Origin of the sequence: Pseudomonas sp. QD4 (assembly GCF_049199125.1) — a bacterium.
Lineage (GTDB): Bacteria > Pseudomonadota > Gammaproteobacteria > Pseudomonadales > Pseudomonadaceae > Aquipseudomonas.
The window spans coordinates 550,807-574,761 of the sequence record NZ_JBLZOM010000002.1 but is presented as its reverse complement, the minus strand read 5'-3'; the positions used below and the strand labels follow the sequence as shown (position 1 = coordinate 574,761).

Genomic DNA, 23,955 nt, shown 5'->3' with positions numbered 1-23,955 from the left:
CAGGGCGGGGAGGATCATGGCTGAACCTCCTTGGCCATGGCTGCATCAACAGCCTCGTCAAGGGTTTCCTCATTGAGAACCATGTTCTGTGGGGTTATGCCTGCGAACACGCCGCCCTGGTTGATGGTTTCCAGGTCTCGGGAGCGCAGCCACCGGTACCGCTCGCCATCCTTACGCATCTCGTTGGCCAGGTGCCACGGCGTCCAGTAGCCGTCGTCCATCGGTGTCGCGAGTGGCTGCTGGGGGCCGTTCCATCGCAGGCCATAGCGGGGCAATCCATTGCCTTCCGGTGGGCGAGGAGGTAACGCCGGTCGCAACCCCCGCAGTTGCTCGAGTTGTGCGAGCAGCGCCAGGAAGTTTTCGCCTGTTGCAATACGCAGTGTTTCGTTCTCTGACGTTATTTCGTACTCGTAATGCCGCTGCGCAGCCTCGACTACTAGGCGAGCGGACAAGCCGGCGCTGAATCGTCCAGCGCCCACCAGCGCCGGCTTGTCGAGCTTTGGCCACTGGGCGGCGTGGTGCTGGGCGGCGCCATGCAGCACGGTTACCACCTCGCCAAGCTCCAGCCACTGCGGCAGGGTCACGGATAGTTTCAGCTCAACCTGTCCCAAACCTGGCGTGTAGGCGCATACCCGGGCCGCTACTGCATTGCCCTGGTGCTGGGCGGCTGGCTTGGGCATGCGGTACGCGGTAGGGTGCGGGTATAACGGCTCCGAGTCATCGCTACGTTTACCCCGAGTAAATATCGCCTTCTGGTCGAGATCGAAACGCATCCAGGCCGCAGGGACCGGAATAGGTGCAGGCTTGGCGAGAAGGGCGCGCAGCTCGCCGTACAGGCCCGAAGGCGATAGCGCCAGTATCGTCAAGGCTCGTTCCAGTAGCTCACGCGGCACGCTGATCAAGTTACTCATGGCTTGCGCCTTCGGCGGTGACCTGCTGAAGCCCCGCAATGCACTGCTCGATGTAGTCGATGCAGGCGTATACCCCTACTGTGTTCTCGCAGCCCGACAGGGCTTTCAAGTCTTCAGGCAGGCTGAACAGCAACCCCTCCAGCACATCCGCTCGCTCATTGACCGGGGCGTACTGCCCGGCTTCGCGGATGCCTCTTTCGGGATTTGCCAGGGCGTGATCGAAAGAAACCCGAAACCCGGCGGCGTTGCGATGTCCGCCCCCACCGTATTGTTTGGCGATCTCGGACACGTCCATGCCGGCATCTGTGCTGCGCAGGCTAAAGGTTCGCCCCTCGGGAGTATCGAAGTAGGAGCCTGCGAAGAGTTCACCTTCAGCCATCACATGTCCGGCATCGCTGGCGAACATGTATGGAAGATTTGCGACGGGTACATCGTGCCCGGCGATGACCATGCGGCGTTTGGTGGCGCGCACCAAGTCGGCCACGGTCTTTTGGTGCTGGCGATTGATGGCTTCACCGTCGAGCCGTAGCCCGATGGTGCTGCAGTCGAAGAGCATATCCCAGGTCGCGAAATCTTGCGGGTAGCTGAATAGGTCCGCCATGATCTCGCGAGTACCTTCGAGCTTGAAAAGCCAAAGGTCACGGTCCTCGATGTGGCTGATCAGGCTTGGGCGCTGTTGCTGTGGGAAGAAGAAATCCCAAACGAGACCGGCGCCCGATCGATTCATGTCGAAGAGTGCGTGAAGTTTCCCGGTGCTGTTTTTTTTGTTCGCCTCGTAGTGCAGCTCTGCCTGCGGTACATCGGCTAAGTCGGCCATTGCTGACTTGTGGTGATCGATAACCAGAACCGACGCGGCTTGTTCTGCAAGTGCGACCAGTGTGTCGTACTTGTAAGAGAAGTCGACAATGATGACGTTCTTGCCTGTGGCGTCAGGGGCTGGGTCGCCATAGTGTGCAGCATGGAATTCAACGTCGGGCCCCAGGGCCTTGCGTACGACCCAGGCCGCGCCGAAGCCGTCGGCGCAGTTACCGTGGTAGATGCAGAGAGTTGCTTCTTTTGGTGTTGTCATTCTGCTGCCTCCGCTTGGGCCTGGCCTGGTGTATAGAACTTCTCGTCTTGCTCATATGCTTCGCGAACCGCGTCACGCAAGTGGCTATAGCCCGCGGTATCTGCTTCGTGGCGGAAGGTAATAGTGCTTTGCGCCAGATCGCCGGACAGGTCGCCCGTCTTGTTCAACCATTCGATCAGTTGAGTGTCGAGGGGGTCGACGATCAATGTGTTCGCTGCCGTGACGTGGCTGAAGGTTCTATAGGCCAGGGTCTGGGCGTGCTTGATCAGCGTGGCAGCTTTTGCCTGGGTGGTTTCGGTGCCTGGGATAGCCCTCCAGGTGTCGTGAGCCAGGTGCAGCATATGGGCGATATCCATCAACGTTTGATGGTCGGTCATGGTGAAGGGGGTGGCCTTCAGGAACAGCGCTTTCTCCTGGTATGCCTGGAGCTCAGTGTCTTGCGCTTCACGGATGCCGTTTAGTCGGATGATGTCCTGGTTCAGCGCGTCTATCCGCTGGCGAGCTTCCGTCTGTGCTCGGATATGGCCGGCCTCAAGTCTGGCGAAGGCCTTGAGGACCGCTTTGCGGATGAAGTGGGCGATCAGCAGCAGGCCAATGGCTAGGCCAGCTGTGGTGATGATCAAGTGTTGTGTTTGCATGTGCTGTGATCCTCGTTAGAGCCCGCCGCCGGATACGTGGTGAGAGGACGGCGGCGGGGTGTTGCAGCTTATTTAGCGGGTGGCTTCGTACAGCGGTACTTCGTGGATTGCGCCCTTGATCTTGGCGCGGACGGCGTTGTATGCCTCTTCAAGCACTTTTTCCGGGCGGATCAGTTCAAACCACATCACAAGGCGACCCTCGGCGATGCGATAGCGGAAGCGTGCCGGGATGCAGAAACCATCGCCGCCCAGGAAGGGCTTAACGCCGATGAAGAACTGTTCAGGGATGTTGAGTTGCCCGCACTCACCGGCGCGGCCGTCGATTTCCTCGTTGTAGGTCAGCTGGACCTGGCCGTTATCGAGACGGGTGCCTTGGCGGAAGCTGATGTTCTTCTTCGCTTCCAACGTGCGGCTGATTTCCAGCATGTCTGCCGCGCTGGGTGCAGCTGTGAAGTCCTGGGGCTGGGTGATGTCCTTCACATTGTCTTCGATGAACTCGGCAAACGACGCCTGATCCATCTTCTTGCGGTCTGCTGCCTTCCAGCGGCCCCATTCAACGGTGATAGGGCAGCAGTAGCTGGCCGTGTGCTCGCTCCAGGCTGGGCTGTTGGGTTGGTGGTAGTCGAGAACGGCTGAGAAGGTGCGGCCTTCAGGCCCATTGCAGAAAACTGACGTGGCAGAAGTGGAGAAGCGATTTACGTATTCGATGAAGCTATCGGCATCCAGCAGGGTCACTTTCTGGCGGATACGGCTGGGAGAGGGCAGCAGCTTCTCCAGGTCCATTACCGTTACGCCATCGGGAACCAGAGCAACCGGGGCATGCAAGCCCGGATGGTCAAAAGGCTTGCCCAGCGCCTGTGACAGGCTGACGAGGTGTTGAATGGCTTCTTGCATTGGATGTGCTCCAGTCTTGGTGGTGAGAGGTGGTTACTGCGAAACGTTGCGCAGATTGGCTGGGCCTTCGTCGTCGAGAACGGGGCGCAGTGGCAGATCCTGCTGACGGGGGTCGCGCCGGGTGAGGTTGCCTTCCGGTGTCAGGAAGAACAGCGATGTACCCCGGGAAAGGGTCGGCTCTTTCACCTTCACGTCTGCCTTGATGTTCATCTGGCCGCGCCCGTCGGGCTTGTAGGTCAGTTCGATGACAAGCTTTCCACCTTTGCCTGAAAGGCGTATGGCATCGATCAGGCCGAACTGCGCATCGCTCAGTTCATCAAGTAGGCCGCCGGCTTCGATGTCGCGAAGGGTGTCGATAAAGGGTCGTGCGTTGCTCATGTGCTGTGTCTCATGGCTTGAGTTACCCCTGGACGGCAGGGGGCACCGTTGAATCAGGCCGCTTCTTTCTTTGCCTGGGCGTCGAGGTAGGCGGCCAGGTCGTACAGATAAACAACCCGGGGAGCCCGTACCGACTGGTGAACACGCTGGACCTTCAGCGTGATCCGGCCCTTTTTGATCTCTTCGAGCAGGTACTTATCGGTATGGATGTGCGGGAAGTACTCCTGGCGCACGGCAGCAAGCGTCGGGCATGGGGTTGCGAACTGGCGGCGCAGTTGGTCGAGGGTGTCGCTCATGTGCTTGTCTCCCCGGCCCCCACTTCGGCGGGCTGCAGCTTGAGGCGGATCAATTCGGCGAGACCTTCTTTGCTCTTGCCCTTGGCCGCCGCGAGCACGTTGCCCTTGATGTCTGCCACGACCGCGCCATAGGGGTATTCAGGGCATTTGACGGGGGTCACATAGGCAACCTGGTCGGGCCCAATGACGGCATCGACACAGCGGAAGACTTCAGCCAGTTCGACGGAAATGGCGGGCAGGGCCTCCAGCAGGTCGACAGCCTCAGCAGATGCGCCAATCAGCGTGGCGCGGCTGATCACTGTCGGGTGATTGAGGTACATCGGCACCAGCTTCAAGGCGCCTACAGCGGAGTTGATTGCGCTCTGTTTCATGCTGCGGCGTCCTTATGGGTGATGGTGATGTCGAGCTTCTTCGCCAGCCACTGCACGCCGGCCTCGGTGACCATCACCACGGCGTAATGCTTGTAGCTCCCGGGTTTACCGATCTGCACGCTGCGAGGATCCGAGTACAGATGGCCTTGGTCGCGGTGGTGGCTCGCCAGGTCGCCATCCTTGGAGAGAATGCGCAGCTCGCGGAGTTTTGCGCGGAAGGCGCGGGGCTTGATCCCGAGCACTGCCGCTGTTTCGTCCAGGGTGCGGTTCATGGCGGCGACCTCAGGCTGCTGGGCGCTGGGCGCGGTAACGGATGATCTCCACGCAGGTGTCGATCTGCGCCCGCAGTGAGGACAGGCAGGATGTGTTGCGTGCAACCAGGTCGTCCTGCCGTATCAAGACGCCGGCCTCACTGGCGTGTGCGTTTACTGCTGGAGCATCAGGACGGTGAATGTGGATGATCGCGCCGCCCCGCTTCCGGATGAGCTCGGCTTCGTTTTCGAAGCGCACATCACTGATGACAAACCCGACGACGCTCGACAGTGAGTTCTGCAGGTAGTTGAGGTTCTGCTCGGCGATATTCACCCAGACGTCCGGGTTAACCATTTGGCGGGCCCACTCGGTGCCCATGGACTGCATCAGTTCACGCGGTGAACGGCCCAGCCAGGGCAGTTGCTGCTCTTTACGCTCGCCTTCGAAGTCGTCCGGGTCGAGGTTGAAGATCTCCATGAGCCCGGAGCGCAGAGGGTCAGCGAAGGCGTAGTGCTCCAGTAGGTGGTTGCGCACCAGGTGGTCAGCTGCGGTTGATTTGCCCGAGCGGGCAGGGCCGGCGAGGCCAATCAGAAGAGGCTTCATGCTGCGTCACCCCCGAACGGGCCGGGTTCGAAGGCTGCCGGTTGAGCGGCCGCTGTCGCGGTGCGGCGGTCGGGAGTGATGATCACCAGCAGCCCGGTACGCTGCTGAATTGCTTCAACGGCTGCGGGGCTGGTGCATGCTGCCGGGTGTAGGTACACCGGGCAGCGGGTGGGGCTGTGCTGTGTAGTCGTTTGCATGATCCGTACTCGTGGTGAGAGATGTACGGTGCAAACGGTACGCTTTTATTTGTAAGGAGGTCAACAGCAATTCTTGTAATTACTTTCTTTGCAAACAAAAAAACCCGCACTCGGCGGGCTTTCTCTGACAGTTTTTGTTGTTACCTAAGGACCGAATACCAAAACACCCGCCCTATAATTTCTATGTTTTCACTTCGGATTCCTTCGGCGGAATATTCCTCGTCGGGGTGTTCATCCCGATTAAAGCTGCGCATACGAAGCCCGCCTCTCGGGGTTCGGTACAAAACTTTCACCCTGAGTTGGCCGTCATGGTTGATGGCAAAAATGTCTCCATCTCTCACCTCTGTCCGGCCTCTATCTACGCCTGCTCTTCCGCCGTCGGGAATAACAGGTTCCATGCTGTTGCCCGAAACCGTTATGCAGACAACGTTTGCAATGTCGATATCCATGGAGAGCAAGGCGCTCTTGCTGAAACCCAGCTTCACCTTGCCTTGCTCTACTACTGACATTTGTCCGGAGCCATCGGACAGCGCTATTTCCTTGAGCATGGGTACCTCTACTACGTCTCCAAATGGAGGTTCGTCACCCCATAGCGCTATCGGCTCTTCGATGTATTTGGCATTAGCAAGGATTGGTCGGCGTGATGACTCAGCTGGGGCGGCGGATGCCCACTCTTCTTCTAGTACTTCAATAGGAAGGTCTAAAGCTTTCGCTATTGCGGGGGCGTACCTAGTGCTCTGAGACCTCCCCTTTTCAAAGGCAGCATACACCTGCTGGGTCAGCTTTCCTGGTGGAGTCAGCAGGGCTGTGACGCGGCTAGCCACATCCTCTTGCGTCAGGTTCAGTTCTTCACGACGAGCCTTGAACGAAAGAGCGAGGCGGCTTGGTACGGGGATAGTTTCAGTCATTGCCCGAGGCTACAAAAGGTTTTGTATTTTATCAAACGCTAAAAAGCGTTGAGTGTTTACAAGTATTATTGTAATTTGCCCTCGAACCTATCGTTCAGAGGTTGTTATGAGTATTTCCGAATCCATGCGATTGGCCCTCGCGAAGGCTATCGAACTAGCCGGTGGTCAGACTGCTTTCGCGGTACTGGTTTCAACTGACGAGCGGCCGGTCTCGCAGCAGCTTGTTTCCTACTGGTTACGAAAAGGCGAGCTGCCTGCAGAGTTGGTCTTGCGGGTGGAGAAACTGACTGGGGTGCCGCGCGACGAGCTGCGGCCAGATGTCTTTTTGATGCCAAGCGACTTGCAAGCAGCTTAAAGGGTGCCGGACTGGGGCCTCTCACCACAAGATTCCCCCAGCCCGGCTACGACGATACACAGCACATGCACATCGGTCGTGGTCGTAGGATAGGGCGTGCCCGTTTCTATGACTAGACCGTAAATGGGGTATTTACGGTTATGAGTCGCACAGATCAATCACCGGCCGCTGCGCCGGTTCTTTCGCTTCGCAAGGCCATCTATCGAGCAGCTCATGATTACCGGGGCGGTGTAACCGCCTTGGCGCTCGATATGGTGATGGACTACGACGGGCTGCAGAAGAAGGTTAAGCACGACTTCGAACAGCGCTGGCTTGACCCTGATGAACTTGAAGAGCTGATCCGGTTGACGGGCAATCCGTTGCTGTTGGATGCACTTATGCGCCCGGCGGGTATGGTTTGGTATAAGCCTGAAGCGGCGGCACCGACTAAAGAAGCGTTGTTGGCAGTGAGCAAGGTGCTGCACAAGACTGGTTTGTTTGTCTCCAGCATGCATGAGGGGGCGGCCGACAACATCTGGGAGCTGCACGAAGTCGAGAGCCTGGAAAAGCACGGAGCAGATGTGATTCGTGCGGTGCTGGGCATCATGGCCGGGGCCAGGGAAGCGATGGAGGCCCGTAACCATGGCTGACATCATCGATATTGCCAACGACCAGGCCGACTACTTCCTGCAGGTGGCGCTGGACCGCCGCCAGCGCCAAGCGTCGACCGCCGCCAGCGCAGAGTTCTGTGAAGACTGCGACGATCCGATCCCGTTACTTCGTCAACAGGCGAAACAAGGTTGCCAGACCTGCGTCAGTTGCCAGGAGTTGCGGGAGCGGCGCAGATGAGTAAGCAGGCCAATGGAGCGCCCACTGCAGAGTGGGCGCGGCGCTACATTGAAGACTTCGGTCTGGCCCTTGTGCCAATCGAACCCGGCGAGAAAGGCCCCAAGGGCCTGGGGTGGAACAAGCCCGGCGGTTACTTTACAGAGGCCGCCAAAGCCGATGCGTTCTGGCAGAAGAGCCCAGAGCACAATCTCGGCGTGGTCCTGGGCCCGAGCCGGGCCTGCTCGCTTGATGTCGATGATGTGCAATGGACCCGCCACGTACTTTACGAGCTGTTAGGCATCGATCTGGATGCAATGGCGCTGGTGTTCCCGACCGTGGTCGGTAACCCGGCGCGCTTCCGGGTAATGTTCCAGGTGCCGGATGGCGTTGATCTGACCCGACATTCTCTGTCGTGGCCGAATGAAAATGACCCTGATGGTTCGATCTATAAGCGATTGACGGCCCAGGCCAGGGCAGCCAAGGCGGCTGGAGATTTAGCCGGGGAGGCCGCTGCCAAGGCCGAGGCGCAACTGTATCAGCGCTTCACGGTGCTGGAGCTGCGCGCCGGCCTAGTGCAGGACCTACTACCGCCATCGATCCACCCAGGCACCGGTAAGCCCTATTTCTGGCGAACAGAGCCCAATGCAGCCGATGGCTTCCCTGTGCTGCCGTCAGAGTTGCTGACGATCTGGAACAACTGGGACATCTTCAAGCGTGACGCCGAGGTGGCCTGCCCCTGGGCGCCGAAACCCAAGAAGGACCCAGGCAAGGCAATCAAGCGACTGGCCCCCAAAGGTGACCAGCCGTCGGTGATCGACGAGTTCAACCGTTGTCACGATGTCGAGGAGCTGCTGCGCGCCAATGGCTATATCAAGCGGGGCAGTAAGTGGCTGTATGCGCAAAGTAGCACCGGCATGCCCGGTATCACGGTCAAGGAGCGCAAGGTCTATTCGCACCATGGCGCCGATCCGCTGGCTAACGGTCACCAGAATGATGCCTTTGAGGTGTATTGCCTGCTGGAACATGGCGGCGATCAGTCCCGGGCCGTGAAAGAGGCGGCGCGTTTGCTCGGCATGCAGCATTCGTCGCGGCCCGATCCCCGAGACCTTCCCCCGCCCCCTTCTGATGACATGAGCGGGCCGAGCCAAGGCGGCGACATAACGCCCAGCGAGGCCGCTCCGGCTCCTATGGGGGGAGCGGGGGAGGCGTTGACGTTTGACCAGGTGCTGCGGCGGTTTGCCCTGATCGAGGGCACCACGCACGTGTGGGATTGCGATCAAGCGCGGGCGATGAAGAAGTCGGCGTTTGAGGCGCGAGTCAGCAAGCCCATCGCCAAGGAGTGGCTGGACAACACCGGCAAGCGCCTTATCTCCGCTGATCATGTCAGCGACATCGAGCAGGCACGGCGCATGGCGGGCAAGAAGGGTGATGCCTTCGGCATGTCACCGACTGATCGGTATGTGTACATAGACGGGACCAAGGACGTCTGGGACCGGGAGAAAAAACGGCGTATAGCCGAAGGCGCGGTAAAGATGGCCCTCGGCGATACCTATCCGCTGTGGCTGAACAGTAGTGAGCGGCGCACGGTGGACGTTGAGCACATCGTGTTCGACCCGACCATGACCAAAGATCCGGCGGTGTACATCAACACCTTTGACGGCCTGCCGCTGGAGCCAGTTAGGAACGATGCCGCCTGTGCCAACTTGCGTTGGCTGATCTCGTTCCTGTGCAACCACGATGAGCCGGCGGCCCAGTGGCTCACGCGTTGGCTGGCGTATCCGTTGCAGCACCTGGGCGCCAAGATGGATACAGCAGTGCTGATGCACTCGATCATGGAAGGGTCAGGCAAAAGCCTGTTGTTCGCCGATGCCCTGGGAATGCTCTACGGCCAGTACGCCGCGACCGTGGGCCAGACACAGCTGGAAAGCAACTTCAACGCCTGGCAAAGCCGCAAGCTGTGGTCGGTGTTTGAAGAAGTGGTGAGCCGTGATCAGCGGTACAACCAGGTCGGCAAGATCAAGCACCTGATCACCGGTAAAACCGTTCGGATGGAATCCAAGTTCATCAACGGTTGGGAAGAAGCCAACCACATGAACGCGGTGTTCCTGAGCAACGAAATCTTGCCCTGGCCCATCAGCGAGAGTGACCGCCGGATGCTGGTGATGTGGCCCATGGAAACCTTGCCTGTGGAGCGGCAGAAGGCCATAGGCCGTGAGCTGGAGCAGGGCGGGGTCGCAGCTTTGTATGGCTGGTTGTTGTCGGTCGATCTGGGCGACTTCAACCAGCGTACGCGGCCACCGTCAACGGCCGCCCGGGAACGGCTGGTGGCCTTGAGTCGTGCAGGTTGGCAAACGTTCCTGCACCTTTGGAAGTACAGCGAGCTGGGCCATGGCCTCTGGGGGCCGTGCCTGTCCACCGACCTGTATTCCCTGTTCCTGGAGTGGTGTCAGCGCAATAAAGAACACGTGATGAGCCAGACCAAGTTCTCGTTGTTCATCAGCTCCGAGGTGGATAAGACCCGCGCCATTCCCTGGACCGATGGCAGCAACCGGCGGTTCGGCGCTTTCTTCTTTCCACTCGATCAGGACGCTTCCCCGCCCCCATCACTGAAGTCGGCCGAGCTGGGTAAGCAGGTGGTCAACTGGCGCGCCAAGGCGAAGCTTGCCGGCTGGAACGTGGACAACTGGGACCACATCAAGGCGGCTGCCGCATGACTACGCCAAATAGTGTGTTGGGTGTGTCGGGTGTGTGTCGGGTTGGATTTCGCAACTCAGCACAGGTTGAACCCTTGTATTGCGCGGCATTCCGAGTTGTGTGTGGGGTGTGTTGGGTTTGGCTTCGCGTGCGCGCATGCGTGACGATATTTGATCGTCCTAACACCCGGCTAAATTTTTCTTATGCGAAGACTGATAAACCCAACAAACCCAACACACTCAACACAAAGTTGTTAAAGGTATTGAATTTAAAGGGATTTTTTTGTGTTGGGTCTGTGTTGGGTGTGACGGTTTTTGTGTTGGGTTCGATTTTCAGGGGGATGGGGCGATGATTGAGGGAATCGAAGATCTGTTGCAGCACTGGGGGCAGCAATGCCGCTTGAATGGTGCGGGCAGCAGCATGGGGAGCCCAATGGGCACCATCATGGAATGGGGTGGTTGTGCCCCGCGTGGGACGCCAGGCTCCCGGATTCTCCTAGGGGATGGTTCCGGCCCTGACGGTGTTGCTCAAGAGATCACTGCCGCCTTGGCTGAGATCGGGAGACAAGATGCTCGGGGCGCGCGATTGGAGCGCTTGGCCGGCCTGCGTTATGGGGATGAGTCGGCGCCAACCATCTCAATGCAGATGCATTTGATTGGCCTTACTTCGGGGGCCCGGCAGACCTACTACGATCACGTGCATGCGCTACACCTGCGCCTGCTGGAGGTGCTGACGAAGCGGGCAGCAGGGCGTAAATGGCTTACCGTTCGTCGGGGTGATTTACCTCAAGCTTGCGTCAAAGTTGCGTCAAAGTAGCGTCGAGTGAGTTAACCGAAAAAGCCCCCTTTTCGGTTCCGTACTGAGGGGGTAAAAAGTCCCCACGATATGCAATTTGCGCCTTGGCGCTCACCGAGCACGTGCTGTGCACCCCGCCTTGGCGCAAGCCAGGACACTGAAAACCCTGCCACCTCGGCGGGGTTTTCTTTTTTCGGCGTCTGCCGCGCTCAATCACTTGAGGCACAACATGACAAATGAGCAGCAAGCGCTGGCAGAGATGCCTCTGTGGCTAGTAATCGTCCTGGCATTGGTCGGTGGCGTATCCGGGGAAATGTGGCGTGCTGACAAAGAGGGGGCTCGCGGTTGGGCGTTGCTTCGCCGCTTGGCGCTTCGCTCCGGCGCCTGTGTGGTCTGCGGGGTATCAGCAATCATGCTGCTGTATGCCGCTGGTGTTTCGATTTGGACTGCCTGCGCCATTGGCTGCTTGACCGCTATGGCTGGGGCCGATGTGGCTATCGGGTTGTATGAGCGGTGGGCAGCAAAGCGGTTGGGTGTATGTGAGGTGCCGGACAATGGCCAGGCCGGGCAATGATTCTCGGGGCAGTAGCACCGAGCGTGGCTATGGCTACAAGTGGCAGCGGTCCCGTGAGGGGTACCTGCGTCAACATCCTTATTGCACGATGTGTTCAACGGACAGCCGCCCAGTTGCTGCAACGGTGGTCGACCACAAGATCGCGCCGAAGCTCAAGGAAGCCAAGGACAGCGGCGACGCTGACCAGCTCAAGCGCGCCTGGAAGTTGTTCTGGAACCCAGCCAACTGGGCCGGGTTGTGCAAGTTCTGCCACGACTCGACCAAGCAGCGGATGGAGAAGAGCGGTCGACTGCCGGGATGCCGCACAGATGGCATGCCACTCGACCCAAATCACCACTGGAACCGCTGAAATCTCGACATCTCGGGTTTTTGAGAAAAATTCTCATTCATGAGGGGAGGGGGGGTAAAAAACTCCTGTCCGAACCTCTTCTAGACCGCTCGCCCCCCTCTCTGCGCAAAGTCGGGAAAAATGGATAGGGGGGGGTATCAATAGGTAGGGGGTTTTATGGCCGGAAACGGAAACTCGGGTCGCCCACGGTTGCCTGCGTCGGTTCACCTTCTGAGGGGCAATCCTAGCGGGAAAAGTTTTTCTGATCTGATCGGTGAGGTGAAGGACCAGGCAGTTCCTGTCGGGGCGCCGCCGATGCCCGATGTGCTTTCAGATGATGCTGTCGCCGAGTGGGAGCGCCTTGTTCCAGCGCTGATTTCACTGGGCATTGTTTCGGAGCTGGATCAAATGGCGCTGGCAACTTACTGCCAGGCGTATGCCGACTGGACGCGATTCCAGCGGTTGATCCTCGCCAGAAACACCAAGTCTGACGATGAACTCGGCGGTGAGGTCCAGACCTACAAAACTGGCGCACAGCAAGTTCATGTTCTTCGCCAACTCGCGAACGATGCCGAGAAACGGGCCAATGCAGCGGGTGCCCAGTTCGGCTTGTCGCCGATGTCCCGGCGCAACTTGAAAACGGCGCGACCTCAAGGCGAACTTTTCCCCAATGAACAGCAAGCAGCCGCAGACCGGTACTTCAGTAGTTGATGATCGCGTTACCGCCTATGCCGAAGACATCCTGGCCGGGCGAATCCTCGCGGGCCCCAACGTCCGCAACGCATGCAAAAGACACCTGCGAGATCTGGCGAGCGGCGCGGCCCGTGGCTTGATATGGGATCTGGCCCTGGCCAAACGGGCGATTGGCTTCTTCGAGGATGTTCTGCTTCTCAATGGCGGGGACTTCGAAGGGCTACCGTTCCTGCTCGCGCCCTGGCAAGCCTTCGTAGTAGGAAGCCTGTTCGGCTGGATGACGGAAGACGGTTTCCGCCGTTTTCGTCTGGGCTACATCGAGACGGCGAAGGGCTCGGGCAAAAGCCCCTTGGTCGCAGGCATCGGGCTGTACGGCCTGGTTGCTGATGGCGAAAAGCGAGCCGAGATTTACGCAGCTGCCACCAACCGCGACCAGGCTATGGTTCTGTTTCGCGATGCTGTGTCGATGGTGGACATGTCGCCCAGCCTTAGCTCACGCCTTGTTCAATCGGGCCGTGACGAAAAGGTCTGGAACCTGTTCTATCCGAACAGCAACTCATTCTTCCGTCCGATCAGTTCAGACAAGAACAAGTCAGGCCCGCGGCCTCACATTGGCTTGCTCGATGAGGTCCACGAACACAAGACCGCCGCAACGGTGAACATGATGCGTGCCGGTACCAAGAACCGCCGCAAAGCCATGGTGGTCATGATCACAAACAGCGGGTCCGACAAAAAAACGGTTTGTGGTCAGTACCATGACCTGGGTGTTCGGATCTGTGCGGATATTGAGCAAGACGACAGCTTTTTCGCTTACATCTGCTCACTGGATGAAGGGGAAGACCCGTTCACGGATGAAACCTGTTGGCCCAAGGTAAACCCCTCGCTTGATCACATTGTTGAGGGGCAGACCGACGGCATCCCGGGGCGCAAGTATCTGCGGGAGCAGGTCCAGTCAGCCCGAGGCCTGCCCGCTCAGGAGGCAGTTATCCGCCGCCTCAACTTCTGCGAGTGGACACAAGCCGATGCCCCGTGGATTTCTTGGGGCGTTTGGAAGCAGGCCGAAGAGCGAGTGCCGATGCGGCTACTGCGCAACCGTCGTTGCGTCGGTGGGCTCGATCTGGCCAGCACCACGGACTTGACCGCATTCGTCCTGATCTTCTGGCCCGCCCCGCACGACCCGCACTGGCGGCTGCTGCCCTACTTCTGGATCCCGGATGACGACCTGCAGGGGCGCGAGGATCGCGACAAGGTGCCTTACGCCATGTGGGTTAAAGATGGTCACCTTGAAACGACCCCGGGCCGGGCCATCAGCAAGCTGCATGTGCTGCGCCGCCTGGTCACGATCTGCGCGTACTTCGACGTTGAGCGCATTGCCTATGACCGGTGGCGCATTGAAGACCTGCTGCAGCTGATGTCCGAGTACGCCATCGCACTGCCGGAAATGGTGGGCTTCGGCCAGGGTTACAAAGACATGGGGCCCGCAGTCGATGAGTTCGAGCGCCGTCTGCTGGGCTTGGCCCCTGAGCAGGACGTGATCGATCTTGATCCCGCTGACTGGGAGGTCATCGAAAGCGAGACGGTGGAAACCCTTCGTCACGACGGCAACCCGGTAATGACCTGGTGCGCCGGCAACGCGGTGATCGTTTCCGATCCAGCCAACAACCGGAAGGCCGACAAGGCCAAGGCGACCGGCCGGATCGATGGCATCGTCGCATCCATCATGGCCGTCGGCATCAGCAGCAAGGCTGCCGGGTCGACTGGCAAATCCATCTACGACGAAGGCGCAGGTATATGAAATTGATCATCCTGTCATGGCTTGCCGGCCTGCTGGGCTTTGCTCTGCTGGTCGGTGGTGTGGCTATGGTTCACGTGCCCGGCGCGTGTGTCGTCGCTGGTGTTGGGCTTATGGCTTGGTCCCGGCTGGCCGACCGCGCCGCCGCTGCAATGAAACCTAAACCCAAAGGAGCTTGAGCATGTTCTTTTCAAGCGTGCTCGGCGAGGGGCGCGGCAACCTCACGGAAACGGGCGGCGGCTTTTGGCGCGGTCTCCTGGGGGGCGGCCGCAACAGCTCGGGTGTGAGAGTCACGCCCGAGTCGGCGTTGGGCCTGCCGATCCTGCAAAACTGCGTGACGCTTCTGGCTGAGACCATGGGGCAATTGCCTTGCGAGATGTACCGCCGGCTGGACCAAGGCCAGCGAGAAGCGGCCATCAACCATCCGGCGTATGACGTCCTTCGGTACCAGCCAAACGGATTTCAGACACCGTATGAGTACCGGGAGTGCACGCAAGGCGCTGCCGGGTTGCGGGGTAACGCTTACAGCTTCATTGACCGTCGTGAGGACGGAAACGTCGTTGCGCTCTGGCCGTTGTGCAACGACAAGGTGCAGGTACTGAAGGGCGGCGACATGCTGCCGTATTACCGGATCAGCGGCGGCGAAGCACTGCCGATGCGCATGATTCACCACGTTCGGTGGTTCAGTACCAACCATTACGTTGGGCTGTCGCCGATTGAGGTGCACGCCGAATCGCTGGGTTTGGCTCAGGCGGTGCGGCAATACACGGGCAAAAGCTTCGCCAACGGTGTGACCGTCTCCGGTGTGATCGAGCGCCCGCGTGAGGCCCCGGCGATCAAGGATCAAGGCAGTATCGACAAGATTGTCGATCAGTGGGGCCAGAAGTTCGGCGGCATGGATAACGCCAAGAAAGTCGCACTGCTGCAAGAGGGTATGACTTTCAAACCCGTCTCTATGAGCAACGTGGACGCCGAGGTATTGGGCATCCTCAAAACCACCGGTACCGACATCGCCAGGATCTACAAGATCCCGTTGCCGATGGTCAACGACCTGGAGAAGTCCAACTACAACACCCTTGAACAACTGATGATTCAGTTCGTGGTGTTCGCGTTGCTGCCCTGGGTCAAGCGTCATGAACAGTCGATGATGCGCGACTTCCTGTTGCCAGCCGATCGGCGCAACTACTTCATTGAGTTCAACCTGTCCGGGTTGTTGCGTGGAGATCAGAAGAGCCGCTACGAGGCCTACGCCATTGGGCGGCAATGGGGCTGGCTCAGTGCTAATGACATACGGCGCCTGGAGAACATGCCGCCGGTAACAGGCGGTGATATCTACATGCAGCCGTTGAACATGGTTGACGCAGGTAAGAGCGGCGCCGACTTGAAGAACCCCGCCGTGCGTGCGCAACTCGAAATGCAGCACGCTGAAATTGAGAGGATTCTCGCGCAATGAAAAACTACCTGCGAGCCTCCAGCCTGCTGTTCAATCAGCCGCTGTTGGTGACGCCTGACATGTTGGATCTTGGCGTTCGCTGGGCCAACCAGGCAATGAGCTTGAACATCGTCAACATTGGGGCTGTAGCAGGCGCCGGGCTCTGGTCCGATGATGGCATGGACCGCATCGCCCAGCGTGAAGAAGAGCGCCGCACAGCGATTGCTCGCACTGGTATTGAAGTGATTCCGGTCAGCGGCGTGTTGGTCAGTCGTGGCAGCCACGTCAGCATGTGCGAGACGATGACCAGCTATGAAGCGCTGCGGGCTCAGATTAGCAATGCTGTTGCGGATCCGATGGTCGAGCGCATTGTGTTAGACATCGATAGCCCTGGCGGCTCTGCCGTCGGTGCGTTCGAGCTGGCCGCCGACATTCGCGCTATGGCCGAGCAAAAGCCCATCACCGGCATCGTCAACTTCATGGCCTACAGCGGCGGGTATCTGATCGGTGCCGCCTGTAGCGAGCTGGTGGTTAGCCAGACCAGTGGCGTTGGATCGATTGGTGTCATCGCCAGTCACATGGATCGCTCCAAGATGGAAGAGGGCATGGGAGTCAAGGTGACTACCGTGTTCGCCGGCGCCCACAAGAATGATCTCAGTCCGCATGAGCCGCTGAGTGATCAGTCGCTCAAGTACCTCAATGACGTTGTGCAGGAGAGCTATCAGCTCTTCGTTAATGCAATTGCCGACTACCGCGGGCTTTCGGTGCAACAGGTCATTGCCACTGAGGCGGGACTGTACCGAGGGCAAGCGGGTATTGCGGCGGGCCTCGCTGATCGCATGCAAAGCCCGCAACAAGCTGTTGACGATTTATCCCACTCGGTGGCCGTGAGCCGAGCGGGCCGGCAGCAAGGCCGTCTTTCGGTCCGAGCAGCTGCGCTGGATTTTCAAACCAAGATCTGACCGCGTTCGCGGCAGTCGTCGAAGCCCGCCTTAGTGCGGGTTTTTTTATGCCCAGGAGGCACCATGTCCCTTGTACTTCAATTGCGTAGCGAACGCGCCAAACTCAATGACACGCTTCAGGCGCTGGCTAAACTCGAAGCCGCTGGCGAGGCCCTGTCGGCTGAGCAACTGGCTCAGTTCACCAGCCTGGAGGCTCAGTTCAATGCGCTGACTGACAAGATCAGTCGAGCGGAACAGGCCGAGCGAATGGCCGCCGCAAGTGCGGTGCCGGTCAATGAGTCGGCGCAAGGCCGCACCGGTCCGCCACCAGGTTATATCTCCGGTTCGGGGCCGGCTGATGCGCCAGGTGTGCGCATGGCTCAGATGGTTCGTTTGCTGGCCGCAGCTGGTGGCAATCAGCATCAGGCCGCTCAAATGGCCGAGCAAGGTGGTTTTTCCACTGATGTAGCCATGGCATTGAGCACGGTGACGCCGGGTGCCGGTGGTGTGCTGGTTCCTCAAAACTTTGCCACCGAAATTATCGAGGCTCTGCGCCCGATGTCGGTAGTGCGCAAGATGGGGGCTCGTAGCCTGCCATTGAACAACGGCAACTTGACTCAGCCTCGCATTACCGGAAACACCATCGTCACCTACATCGGTACCGAAACCGATATTCCGCTCACCGGTATGACGTTCGCGGATACGAAACTGTCGGCGAAAAAAGCCGCTGCTATCGTGCCCATCTCCAATGACCTGATTGCCAACGCTGGCATCAGCCCGCGAATCGATGACATTGTTGTTGCCGATCTGGCAGTGTCTATGGGGCTTTCGGAAGACCTGCACTTCATTCGTGCTGATGGTAGCGGCACGCTTCCCAAGGGTATGCGGTATTGGGCGCAAGCGTTCAACGTGCTGCCCGCTCCCGACACTGCAGGCATCACCCTGGAAAAAATCGACATGTTCTGTGGCGGCATGATGCTTCGCATCGAAACCGCCAACGTGATGATGAAAGACTGTGGTTGGCTGATGCATCCGCGTGTCTTCCGTTGGTTGCAGTCGTTGCGTGATGGCAACGGTAACAAGGCTTATCCGGAAATTGAACAGGGTTTGTTCAAGGGTTATCCGGTTGGTCTGAGCAACCAGATCCCGGTCAACCTCGGCGCCGGCGGCAACGAAACTGAATTCTACTTCGTCAACTTCGCAGACATGATGATCGGCGAAGACATGGACCTGACGATCTCGTTCAGTAGCGAGGCTTCGTATAAAGATTCCGAGGGCAACATGGTCAGCGCCTTCCAGCGTGACCAGACCCTGGTCAAGGTAATCGCCAAGCACGACTTCGGCCCACGTCATGTGGAATGCATTGTGGTCGCCGTCGCCGTGAAGTGGGGCGCTGGCATGTAATCCTTTTGCTCCGCTTCGGCGGGGCTTTGCATATCTGAGGTCGAAGCGATGAGCGATAAAGTTGTGGTGCGTTTTCTGAAAGCCTGGCGTGGTTACTCGGCAGACGAGTTGGCCGGGTTTGATTCCGATGTTGTTGAAGGCCTGAAATCCAAGGGTTTTGCTGAGGTCTACGAAAAGCCGAAAGCCGGCAAGGCGTCGTCGCAAAAAGCCAGTAGCGGCAAAAATGCGGGCGAACCAGGCGCGGCCACTTCGCCCGCCGAGCCATCGACCGCTGCGTCAACCGGTGCTGAAGGCAGCGAAGGTAATGCTGGCGCCGATGATGACGCGAAGCCGTAAGCCATGGCCCGTCGAATCGAGTATTTCGGCGAGCCAGTCCTGACGCTGGCGCAGGTCGCGTTCCAGTGTCGGGTCGAGCCCGAAGACATGGAGCCAGCGCTGGTCGAACAGATCATCATTCCTGGCGTCACTGCGCAGTGCGAATCGAAAACAGGCGCTGCAATTCGCGGTGCCGTTTACGAAGAGGAATGGCCTGTCGGTCGCCCGAGCGGGCACGCCTTGGATATTGGGCAAGCCTTTGAGGTTGTTTCGGTTTTCGCCCAACAGCCAGACGGCACATGGGCAGAACAGGTCGGGTCATTTGAGTTGATTCGGGAACAGCGGGAAAGCTTTCTGTCATTCCCAGCAGATCGCCCCGGTGGCCGGCTGCGGATCCGCTATAAGGCCGCGCTTGAACTTGATCTTCACCTCGGTGTTCGTAACTGGCTGTTGATGGCGGCAGCGACCATCTACCGGCATCCGGAAATGTTTCTGGTTGGCCAGACCCTGGCCGAACTGCCATCTACTTTTCTTGATCACCTGGTGGCAGAGGTCACCGTCCCGCCGAGGTTCTGAATATGGCCATGCGCGAACCCAGTGCCGGCGAGCTTGACCGAAGAATCACTATTCGTGTGCGAACGGACGATCCGGCCGGCGATCTGGGGCTGACACCGGTTTTCACGGAGTCGAAGCGCCGTTGGGCGAAGATTGAGCCGGTCGGTACTGCTGTGTACAACGCTGGCCTACAACTGGAGCGAAAGATAACGCACCGGATCACCATGTACCTCTTGCCCGGCGTCAGTGAGGCGCACGAAGTGCTTCATGGCTTAACGGTCTATCGGGTGCGGCGGGTCGCCGATATGAACGGCTCGCGGCGCTACAGCTTGCTTGAGGTCGAAGAGCTGGGGCCTCAAAAAGAAGATGGGGGAATCTATGTCTAATTCGGCATCGCTCGAGGGCTACCTGCACTTTGAGGGCTTCGACAACTTCCAGCGTGATGCCTTCGACAAGAAACAGATCCGTGCAGGGATGCGCAGAGCTGGCCGTCTGATTGTTCAGCGGGCACAGATGAACCTGGCCCTTGGTAAGGGGCAGGACGGTTACCCGGTGAATCGCAGTGGCGCCACGCTGCAATCCATTGCCTTTAAGGTGTCCCGCTCGGGTTTCCTGGTCAAGATCGCGCCCCGGAAGACTGCGGCCATGGCTGAGTTTTATCCGGCCTATCTGCACTACGGCGTGAAGAGTGGTCGGCGCCTGGGCAAGTTGGCGCCAGGCAAGGGCAAAGGGAAGTCTAACCGGCGAGCGGCTGGCGTTCGTGCTGCGGCATTGGCCGAGCGCGCTGCCGGTGAATGGCGTATCAAGCCGCGTGACAACTACATGGCTGACGCCCTGCAGGACTCCAGCGCGGACGTGCAAAGCATTCTCTCGGCGGCGTTTGCTGCCGCGTTAGGATGATGGCCTGGTGCAACTATTCGATTAGGTAGACGTTCGTGCTTTGCGATAGGCTTGCCGCCTTCGATTACAGGGAGTTACTTATGAAGGCACTTATTTTGCTCGTCCCCTTTATTGTTCTGGCGGCGGTGTGGTTTGCCGTTGTTCGTTATCGGGGGCGAATCCCTAAGTCGACTGCTCACTGGATAGGGGTGATTGCAGGTGTGGTGCTGGGCATCCTTGCGCTATCTGCCGCGTTGCCTAAGCCGACAGAGGCCGAGTTAGCCAGTAGGGAGCAAGCCCGAGTTGCTGAGCAGGCGGCGCAGGATGCTAAAGCTGCCGAGCAGAAAAGACTTCAAGCCATTGCGGCGGAAATTGAATCGCGTCAAGTTCCTCGCGAGGCGATTGACCGCATCACTTTGATTTATCTCAACCATAAAATTTATGCGAATAATCCCGTCGTCTGCACCTCGCAGGTGTTTGGGGTGCGTTCGATGGTCGCCTGTAGAGCGCAGATGATGGGTGGTTACAGTGCGCCGCATGTATGGCTTTATGAGGGTGGAAAGTTTAAGTCCATCAACGGAACAGCCCGTGGACTCGCTGAAACCAAACTTTCAAACGAGCGCGATATAGAACTTTCAAAACTCCCTTTGCCTGCTGATATAGACGTATCTGCTGCAGTCGAAAGTTTTAGTAAGGGATAAGCAACACAACACTTTTAAACCTCGCAATTGCGGGGTTTTTTTATGCCTGGGATTTGACTCGATGAAACTGAACCCCGTTGTTGCCCACCTGCGGGCGACTTGCCCCAGCTTTGCCGGAAGAGTCGCGGGCGGCATTGACTGGGATGCTGTGGTTGAGAGTGCAAAGTTGGCGCTGCCTGCTGCCTATGTGATCGCCTCGGCGGATGCGGCAGAGCCTAATCGGGCGCAGAACACTGTGCTCCAGGTGATTACTGATCAGGTCAGCGTGGTCATTGTGCTTGAGCCGGAAGATGAGCGCGGCCAGGAGGCCAACGACCTGTTACATGACATCCGCGCTGAGTTGTGGCGGGCTCTGGTCGGCTGGAGGCCTGGCCCGGAGTACAACCCAATCGAGTATGGCAAAGGGGCGTTGCTGCATATCAGCCGTGCCCGTGTTGTCTATCAGTTCAACTTCTTCGCCGACTTCCAGCTCGGCCGCAATTTGCCGAGCGATCCGCCGGAAACCTGGCAGGAACGAGAAGCGGACGGCCTCCCGGGATTCACCGGTGCCAGCTTCGCCATGGACTGCATCGACCCAGCTGACCCCAACTTGCAACGACCTGGCCCTGATGGGCGCATTGAAGTGAAATTTTCAGGAGACGTAGTTCCATGACCAAGCGCATCACTGTGTTGCCGGCCCTGGGCCGTGCGGTACCCGACCCTGAGGCTGGCGACCTGTTGCCGGTCGCTGGGCGGGAAGTTCCCGACAATGCCTGGTGGCGGCGCCGCCTGGCTGATGGCGACGTCACCCTCTATGTTGCCAAACCCAACAAAGCCGCCAGTGCGGCGAAACCCGAGGAAACGAAATAATGGCTATCGGATTCAGCAACATCCCGGCCGATATCCGTGTGCCGCTGTTTTATGCGGAGATGGATAACTCGGCGGCCAATAGCGCGGCTTCGGCCTTGCGCCGTTTGATCGTCGCCCAGGTCAACGACAATGCACCGGTCGATGCCGTGGGCCAGCTGGTGCTGGTGCCCAGCGTCGGCATGGCTAAAAGCATCGGTGGCCAAGGCTCGATGCTTGCCGCTATGTACGAGGCTTGGCGCAAGACCGATCCTATCGGCGAAATCTGGTGCCTGCCTCTGCTCAGCACCGAAGGCTCCAAGGCTTCCGCCACGATCACGATTACGGGGGGCGCAACCGAGGCCGGGCTCTTGAACCTGTATGTGGCTGGGGTTCGTGTCCAGGCCACTATTGCGGCTGCTGCGACTCCAACCTCTGCGGCAGCCGCGCTGGCGGTCAAGATCAATGCGGCGGTCGATCTGCCCGTCACTGCGGTGGCGGTGGCCGGCGTGGTGACGGTGACTTGCAAGTGGTCGGGTGAGAGCGGGAATGATATCGGGATTGTCCTGAATCGCCTGGGCAAGACCAATGGTGAAGTTACCCCGGCCGGTCTGACGGTGGTGCCGACTCAAATGCTGGGCGGTACCGGTGCGCCGGATCAGGTGGACGCTATCGCAGCTTTGGGTGATGAACCTTTCGAATTCCTCTGTGTGCCGTGGTCGGACACCACCACACTGGACGCCTGGAAGGCGGTTATGGATGACAACGTTGGCCGCTGGAGCTGGGCCAAGCAGTTGTTCGGGCACGTCTACAGCGCAAAGCGCGGCACGCTCGGAACATTGGTGGCGCTGGGGCAAACACGCAACGATCAGCACGTCACCATTCAGGCCATGGAGCCAGGCGCGCCCCAGCCTTTCTGGGTACAGGCGGCATCGCTCGCAGCCCGTACATCGGTGTTTATTTCGGCAGATGCAAGTCGGCCGACGCAAAGCGGCTCGCTGCCTGGGCTGGACCCGGCCCCGGCCAGTGAGCGTTTCACCCTCACTGAGCGCCAGTCGTTGCTGAGCTACGGCATTGCGACGGCCTATTACGAAGGCGGCTATGTGCGCATTCAGCGTTCGATCACCACCTATCAGAAGAACGCCTACGGCCAGGCCGATAACTCGTACCTGGACAGCGAGACCATGCACCAGTCGGCGTTCATCATCCGGCGTATGCAGAGCGTGATCACCAGCAAGTACGGCCGCCACAAGCTGGCAAACGACGGTACCCGCTTCGGCGCAGGTCAGCCAATCGTTACCCCGAGCACCATCCGTGGCGAGTTGATTGCCCAGTACGCCAAGCTGGAGCTGGAAGGGCACGTTGAAAATGCCGAGCTGTTCGCCCAACACCTGGTAGTGGAGCGTGATGGGAACGACCCAAGCCGGGTAAACGTCTTGTTCCCGCCGGACTACATCAACGGCCTGCGCATCTTCGCGCTGCTTAATCAGTTCCGCCTGCAATACGACGCGGCGTGATAAAGCCGTTATTGGACACACAGCCCGCCTTGAGCGGGCTTTTTCATACTGGAGAACACCATGGGTCAATTAGTTGCGGGCACCGCTTACGTCAAGGTGGATGGTGCACAGCTCACCATTACCGGTGGTGCTGAAGCCCCCCTGATGCAGGTCAAGCGCGAAACTGTTGCGCCGGGCTTTTACAAGGAAGAAGACCTGGCGCCCTACGTGAAACTTACTGCCGTGTTGGCGCCGGACCTGGACATCAAAAAGATCATCAACGGCCGTGACATGACGGTCACCTGCGAATTCAAGAATGGCAAAGTCTATGTCTTGGCTGGGGCCTACCTGGTCGACGAGCCCACTTACAAGGGCGACGACGGCACCGCTGAGCTGCAATTCGATGGCATCAAGGGGACATGGCAATGAGCATGAAAGTGAAGTTGCAGGTGGCTATCGAGGCCCATGGCGAGTCCGTGGCGGAGCTGGATCTGCGCCGCCCGACCGTTCAGGAAGTTCGGGCCATCAAGGCGTTGCCGTACAGGATCGACAAAAACGAAGAGGTCAGTCTCGACATGGACGTGGCCGCCAAGTACATCGCGGTGTGTGCGGGTATCCCGCCATCCTCGGTGAACCAGTTGGATCTGGCTGACCTCAACTCGCTCTGCTGGGCGGTGGCGAGTTTTTTCATGAGCGCGGCATCGGGGCCATCGACGACCTGATTGCTGTTGCCTACGACTTGGCCTGGTTCTGGAAGGTTGACCCGGACCAGATGCAGGCCAAACCCCTCGACTTGCTCTGGGAGGCTCTGGAGCACGCGCAACGTATCAACCAATCGCAGCAGGTGCAGTG

General features: G+C 59.0%; 32 protein-coding genes. 22 read left to right on the top strand and 10 right to left on the bottom strand.

Annotated elements, in window-relative coordinates; all coding sequences use genetic code 11:
- Positions 1-14: 14 nt before the first annotated feature.
- The 10 genes from ACOZJV_RS13540 to ACOZJV_RS13495 form a co-directional block, all read right to left on the bottom strand.
- Positions 15-911 (bottom strand): hypothetical protein, encoded by an 897-nt coding sequence (locus ACOZJV_RS13540; protein WP_421547849.1) that lies wholly within the window; start codon positions 909-911, stop codon positions 15-17.
- A complete protein-coding gene (locus tag ACOZJV_RS13535; RefSeq protein ID WP_421547848.1) occupies positions 904-1,980 on the bottom strand; it encodes a phosphohydrolase in 1,077 nt (358 codons plus the stop codon). Before ACOZJV_RS13535 ends, ACOZJV_RS13540 begins: the two co-directional genes overlap by 8 nt.
- The gene (locus ACOZJV_RS13530; RefSeq protein WP_421547847.1) at positions 1,977-2,618 is read right to left on the bottom strand and encodes a hypothetical protein; all 642 of its coding nucleotides are present in this window, start codon (positions 2,616-2,618) and stop codon (positions 1,977-1,979) included. The genes ACOZJV_RS13535 and ACOZJV_RS13530 overlap by 4 nt, the downstream gene beginning before the upstream one ends.
- Before the next feature lie 72 nt (positions 2,619-2,690).
- A complete protein-coding gene (locus ACOZJV_RS13525; protein ID WP_421547846.1) occupies positions 2,691-3,512 on the bottom strand; it encodes a YfdQ family protein in 822 nt (273 codons plus the stop codon).
- 33 nt (positions 3,513-3,545) lie between these two features.
- Positions 3,546-3,890: a hypothetical protein gene (locus ACOZJV_RS13520; protein WP_421547845.1), complete on the bottom strand. Its 345-nt coding sequence runs from the start codon at positions 3,888-3,890 to the stop codon at positions 3,546-3,548.
- 53 nt (positions 3,891-3,943) lie between these two features.
- The gene (locus tag ACOZJV_RS13515) at positions 3,944-4,186 is read right to left on the bottom strand and encodes a pyocin activator PrtN family protein (protein ID WP_421547844.1); all 243 of its coding nucleotides are present in this window, start codon (positions 4,184-4,186) and stop codon (positions 3,944-3,946) included.
- Positions 4,183-4,557: a hypothetical protein gene (locus ACOZJV_RS13510; protein ID WP_421547843.1), complete on the bottom strand. Its 375-nt coding sequence runs from the start codon at positions 4,555-4,557 to the stop codon at positions 4,183-4,185. Before ACOZJV_RS13510 ends, ACOZJV_RS13515 begins: the two co-directional genes overlap by 4 nt.
- Positions 4,554-4,829, bottom strand: a complete 276-nt coding sequence (locus ACOZJV_RS13505) for a phage antirepressor KilAC domain-containing protein (protein ID WP_421547842.1) — start codon at positions 4,827-4,829, stop codon at positions 4,554-4,556. The genes ACOZJV_RS13510 and ACOZJV_RS13505 overlap by 4 nt, the downstream gene beginning before the upstream one ends.
- A 10-nt stretch (positions 4,830-4,839) precedes the next feature.
- A complete protein-coding gene (locus tag ACOZJV_RS13500; protein WP_421547841.1) occupies positions 4,840-5,412 on the bottom strand; it encodes a deoxynucleotide monophosphate kinase in 573 nt (190 codons plus the stop codon).
- A gap of 337 nt (positions 5,413-5,749) precedes the next feature.
- The gene (locus ACOZJV_RS13495) at positions 5,750-6,517 is read right to left on the bottom strand and encodes a S24 family peptidase (protein ID WP_421547840.1); all 768 of its coding nucleotides are present in this window, start codon (positions 6,515-6,517) and stop codon (positions 5,750-5,752) included.
- A 106-nt stretch (positions 6,518-6,623) separates the two neighbouring features.
- Between ACOZJV_RS13495 and ACOZJV_RS13490 the strand changes: the two genes are divergently transcribed.
- The 22 genes from ACOZJV_RS13490 to ACOZJV_RS13385 all read left to right on the top strand — a co-directional run bounded on the left by ACOZJV_RS13490 (position 6,624) and on the right by ACOZJV_RS13385 (position 23,825).
- Positions 6,624-6,872: a transcriptional regulator gene (locus tag ACOZJV_RS13490; protein ID WP_421547839.1), complete on the top strand. Its 249-nt coding sequence runs from the start codon at positions 6,624-6,626 to the stop codon at positions 6,870-6,872.
- 140 nt (positions 6,873-7,012) lie between these two features.
- Positions 7,013-7,501 carry a phage regulatory CII family protein gene (locus tag ACOZJV_RS13485; RefSeq protein ID WP_253166852.1) on the top strand — a complete coding sequence of 163 codons (489 nt, stop codon included), beginning with the start codon at positions 7,013-7,015 and terminating at the stop codon, positions 7,499-7,501.
- Positions 7,494-7,700, top strand: a complete 207-nt coding sequence (locus tag ACOZJV_RS13480) for a TraR/DksA C4-type zinc finger protein (protein WP_253166853.1) — start codon at positions 7,494-7,496, stop codon at positions 7,698-7,700. The genes ACOZJV_RS13485 and ACOZJV_RS13480 overlap by 8 nt, the downstream gene beginning before the upstream one ends.
- Positions 7,697-10,393: a DUF5906 domain-containing protein gene (locus ACOZJV_RS13475; RefSeq protein ID WP_421547838.1), complete on the top strand. Its 2,697-nt coding sequence runs from the start codon at positions 7,697-7,699 to the stop codon at positions 10,391-10,393. The genes ACOZJV_RS13480 and ACOZJV_RS13475 overlap by 4 nt, the downstream gene beginning before the upstream one ends.
- 1,004 nt (positions 10,394-11,397) lie before the next feature.
- Positions 11,398-11,742, top strand: a complete 345-nt coding sequence (locus ACOZJV_RS13470) for a phage holin family protein (RefSeq protein ID WP_250329164.1) — start codon at positions 11,398-11,400, stop codon at positions 11,740-11,742.
- A gap of 124 nt (positions 11,743-11,866) precedes the next feature.
- Positions 11,867-12,091, top strand: coding sequence for a hypothetical protein (locus ACOZJV_RS13465; protein ID WP_421547837.1), 225 nt, complete (start codon positions 11,867-11,869; stop codon positions 12,089-12,091).
- A 294-nt stretch (positions 12,092-12,385) separates the two neighbouring features.
- A complete protein-coding gene (locus ACOZJV_RS13460) occupies positions 12,386-12,781 on the top strand; it encodes a phage terminase small subunit P27 family (RefSeq protein WP_421547836.1) in 396 nt (131 codons plus the stop codon).
- Positions 12,741-14,558, top strand: coding sequence for a terminase large subunit (locus ACOZJV_RS13455; protein WP_421547835.1), 1,818 nt, complete (start codon positions 12,741-12,743; stop codon positions 14,556-14,558). The genes ACOZJV_RS13460 and ACOZJV_RS13455 overlap by 41 nt, the downstream gene beginning before the upstream one ends.
- Entirely contained in the window at positions 14,555-14,734 is a 180-nt protein-coding gene (locus ACOZJV_RS13450; protein ID WP_421547834.1) for a hypothetical protein, read from the top strand. The genes ACOZJV_RS13455 and ACOZJV_RS13450 overlap by 4 nt, the downstream gene beginning before the upstream one ends.
- A 2-nt stretch (positions 14,735-14,736) precedes the next feature.
- Entirely contained in the window at positions 14,737-16,008 is a 1,272-nt protein-coding gene (locus tag ACOZJV_RS13445; protein ID WP_421547833.1) for a phage portal protein, read from the top strand.
- Entirely contained in the window at positions 16,005-16,949 is a 945-nt protein-coding gene (locus tag ACOZJV_RS13440; protein ID WP_421547832.1) for a S49 family peptidase, read from the top strand. The genes ACOZJV_RS13445 and ACOZJV_RS13440 overlap by 4 nt, the downstream gene beginning before the upstream one ends.
- A gap of 63 nt (positions 16,950-17,012) precedes the next feature.
- Positions 17,013-18,332, top strand: a complete 1,320-nt coding sequence (locus ACOZJV_RS13435) for a phage major capsid protein (RefSeq protein WP_421547831.1) — start codon at positions 17,013-17,015, stop codon at positions 18,330-18,332.
- Positions 18,333-18,380: 48 nt separating this feature from the next.
- Positions 18,381-18,668 (top strand): hypothetical protein, encoded by a 288-nt coding sequence (locus ACOZJV_RS13430; protein WP_421547830.1) that lies wholly within the window; start codon positions 18,381-18,383, stop codon positions 18,666-18,668.
- Positions 18,669-18,671: 3 nt separating this feature from the next.
- Positions 18,672-19,223, top strand: coding sequence for a hypothetical protein (locus ACOZJV_RS13425; RefSeq protein ID WP_421547829.1), 552 nt, complete (start codon positions 18,672-18,674; stop codon positions 19,221-19,223).
- A 2-nt stretch (positions 19,224-19,225) separates the two neighbouring features.
- Positions 19,226-19,588 (top strand): head-tail adaptor protein, encoded by a 363-nt coding sequence (locus ACOZJV_RS13420; protein ID WP_421547828.1) that lies wholly within the window; start codon positions 19,226-19,228, stop codon positions 19,586-19,588.
- On the top strand, positions 19,581-20,102 hold the full coding sequence (locus ACOZJV_RS13415) for a hypothetical protein (protein WP_421547827.1): 522 nt from the start codon (positions 19,581-19,583) through the stop codon (positions 20,100-20,102). Before ACOZJV_RS13420 ends, ACOZJV_RS13415 begins: the two co-directional genes overlap by 8 nt.
- An 80-nt stretch (positions 20,103-20,182) precedes the next feature.
- A complete protein-coding gene (locus tag ACOZJV_RS13410; protein ID WP_421547826.1) occupies positions 20,183-20,782 on the top strand; it encodes a hypothetical protein in 600 nt (199 codons plus the stop codon).
- Between the two features lie 61 nt (positions 20,783-20,843).
- Positions 20,844-21,434: a phage tail terminator protein gene (locus ACOZJV_RS13405; RefSeq protein ID WP_421547825.1), complete on the top strand. Its 591-nt coding sequence runs from the start codon at positions 20,844-20,846 to the stop codon at positions 21,432-21,434.
- On the top strand, positions 21,431-21,631 hold the full coding sequence (locus tag ACOZJV_RS13400; RefSeq protein ID WP_421547824.1) for a DUF2635 domain-containing protein: 201 nt from the start codon (positions 21,431-21,433) through the stop codon (positions 21,629-21,631). Before ACOZJV_RS13405 ends, ACOZJV_RS13400 begins: the two co-directional genes overlap by 4 nt.
- The gene (locus ACOZJV_RS13395; RefSeq protein ID WP_421547823.1) at positions 21,631-23,124 is read left to right on the top strand and encodes a phage tail sheath subtilisin-like domain-containing protein; all 1,494 of its coding nucleotides are present in this window, start codon (positions 21,631-21,633) and stop codon (positions 23,122-23,124) included. The genes ACOZJV_RS13400 and ACOZJV_RS13395 overlap by 1 nt, the downstream gene beginning before the upstream one ends.
- Before the next feature lie 60 nt (positions 23,125-23,184).
- Entirely contained in the window at positions 23,185-23,532 is a 348-nt protein-coding gene (locus tag ACOZJV_RS13390) for a phage tail tube protein (RefSeq protein ID WP_421547822.1), read from the top strand.
- Positions 23,529-23,825: a phage tail assembly protein gene (locus ACOZJV_RS13385; protein ID WP_421547821.1), complete on the top strand. Its 297-nt coding sequence runs from the start codon at positions 23,529-23,531 to the stop codon at positions 23,823-23,825. The genes ACOZJV_RS13390 and ACOZJV_RS13385 overlap by 4 nt, the downstream gene beginning before the upstream one ends.
- The last annotated feature ends 130 nt before the right edge of the window (positions 23,826-23,955 follow it).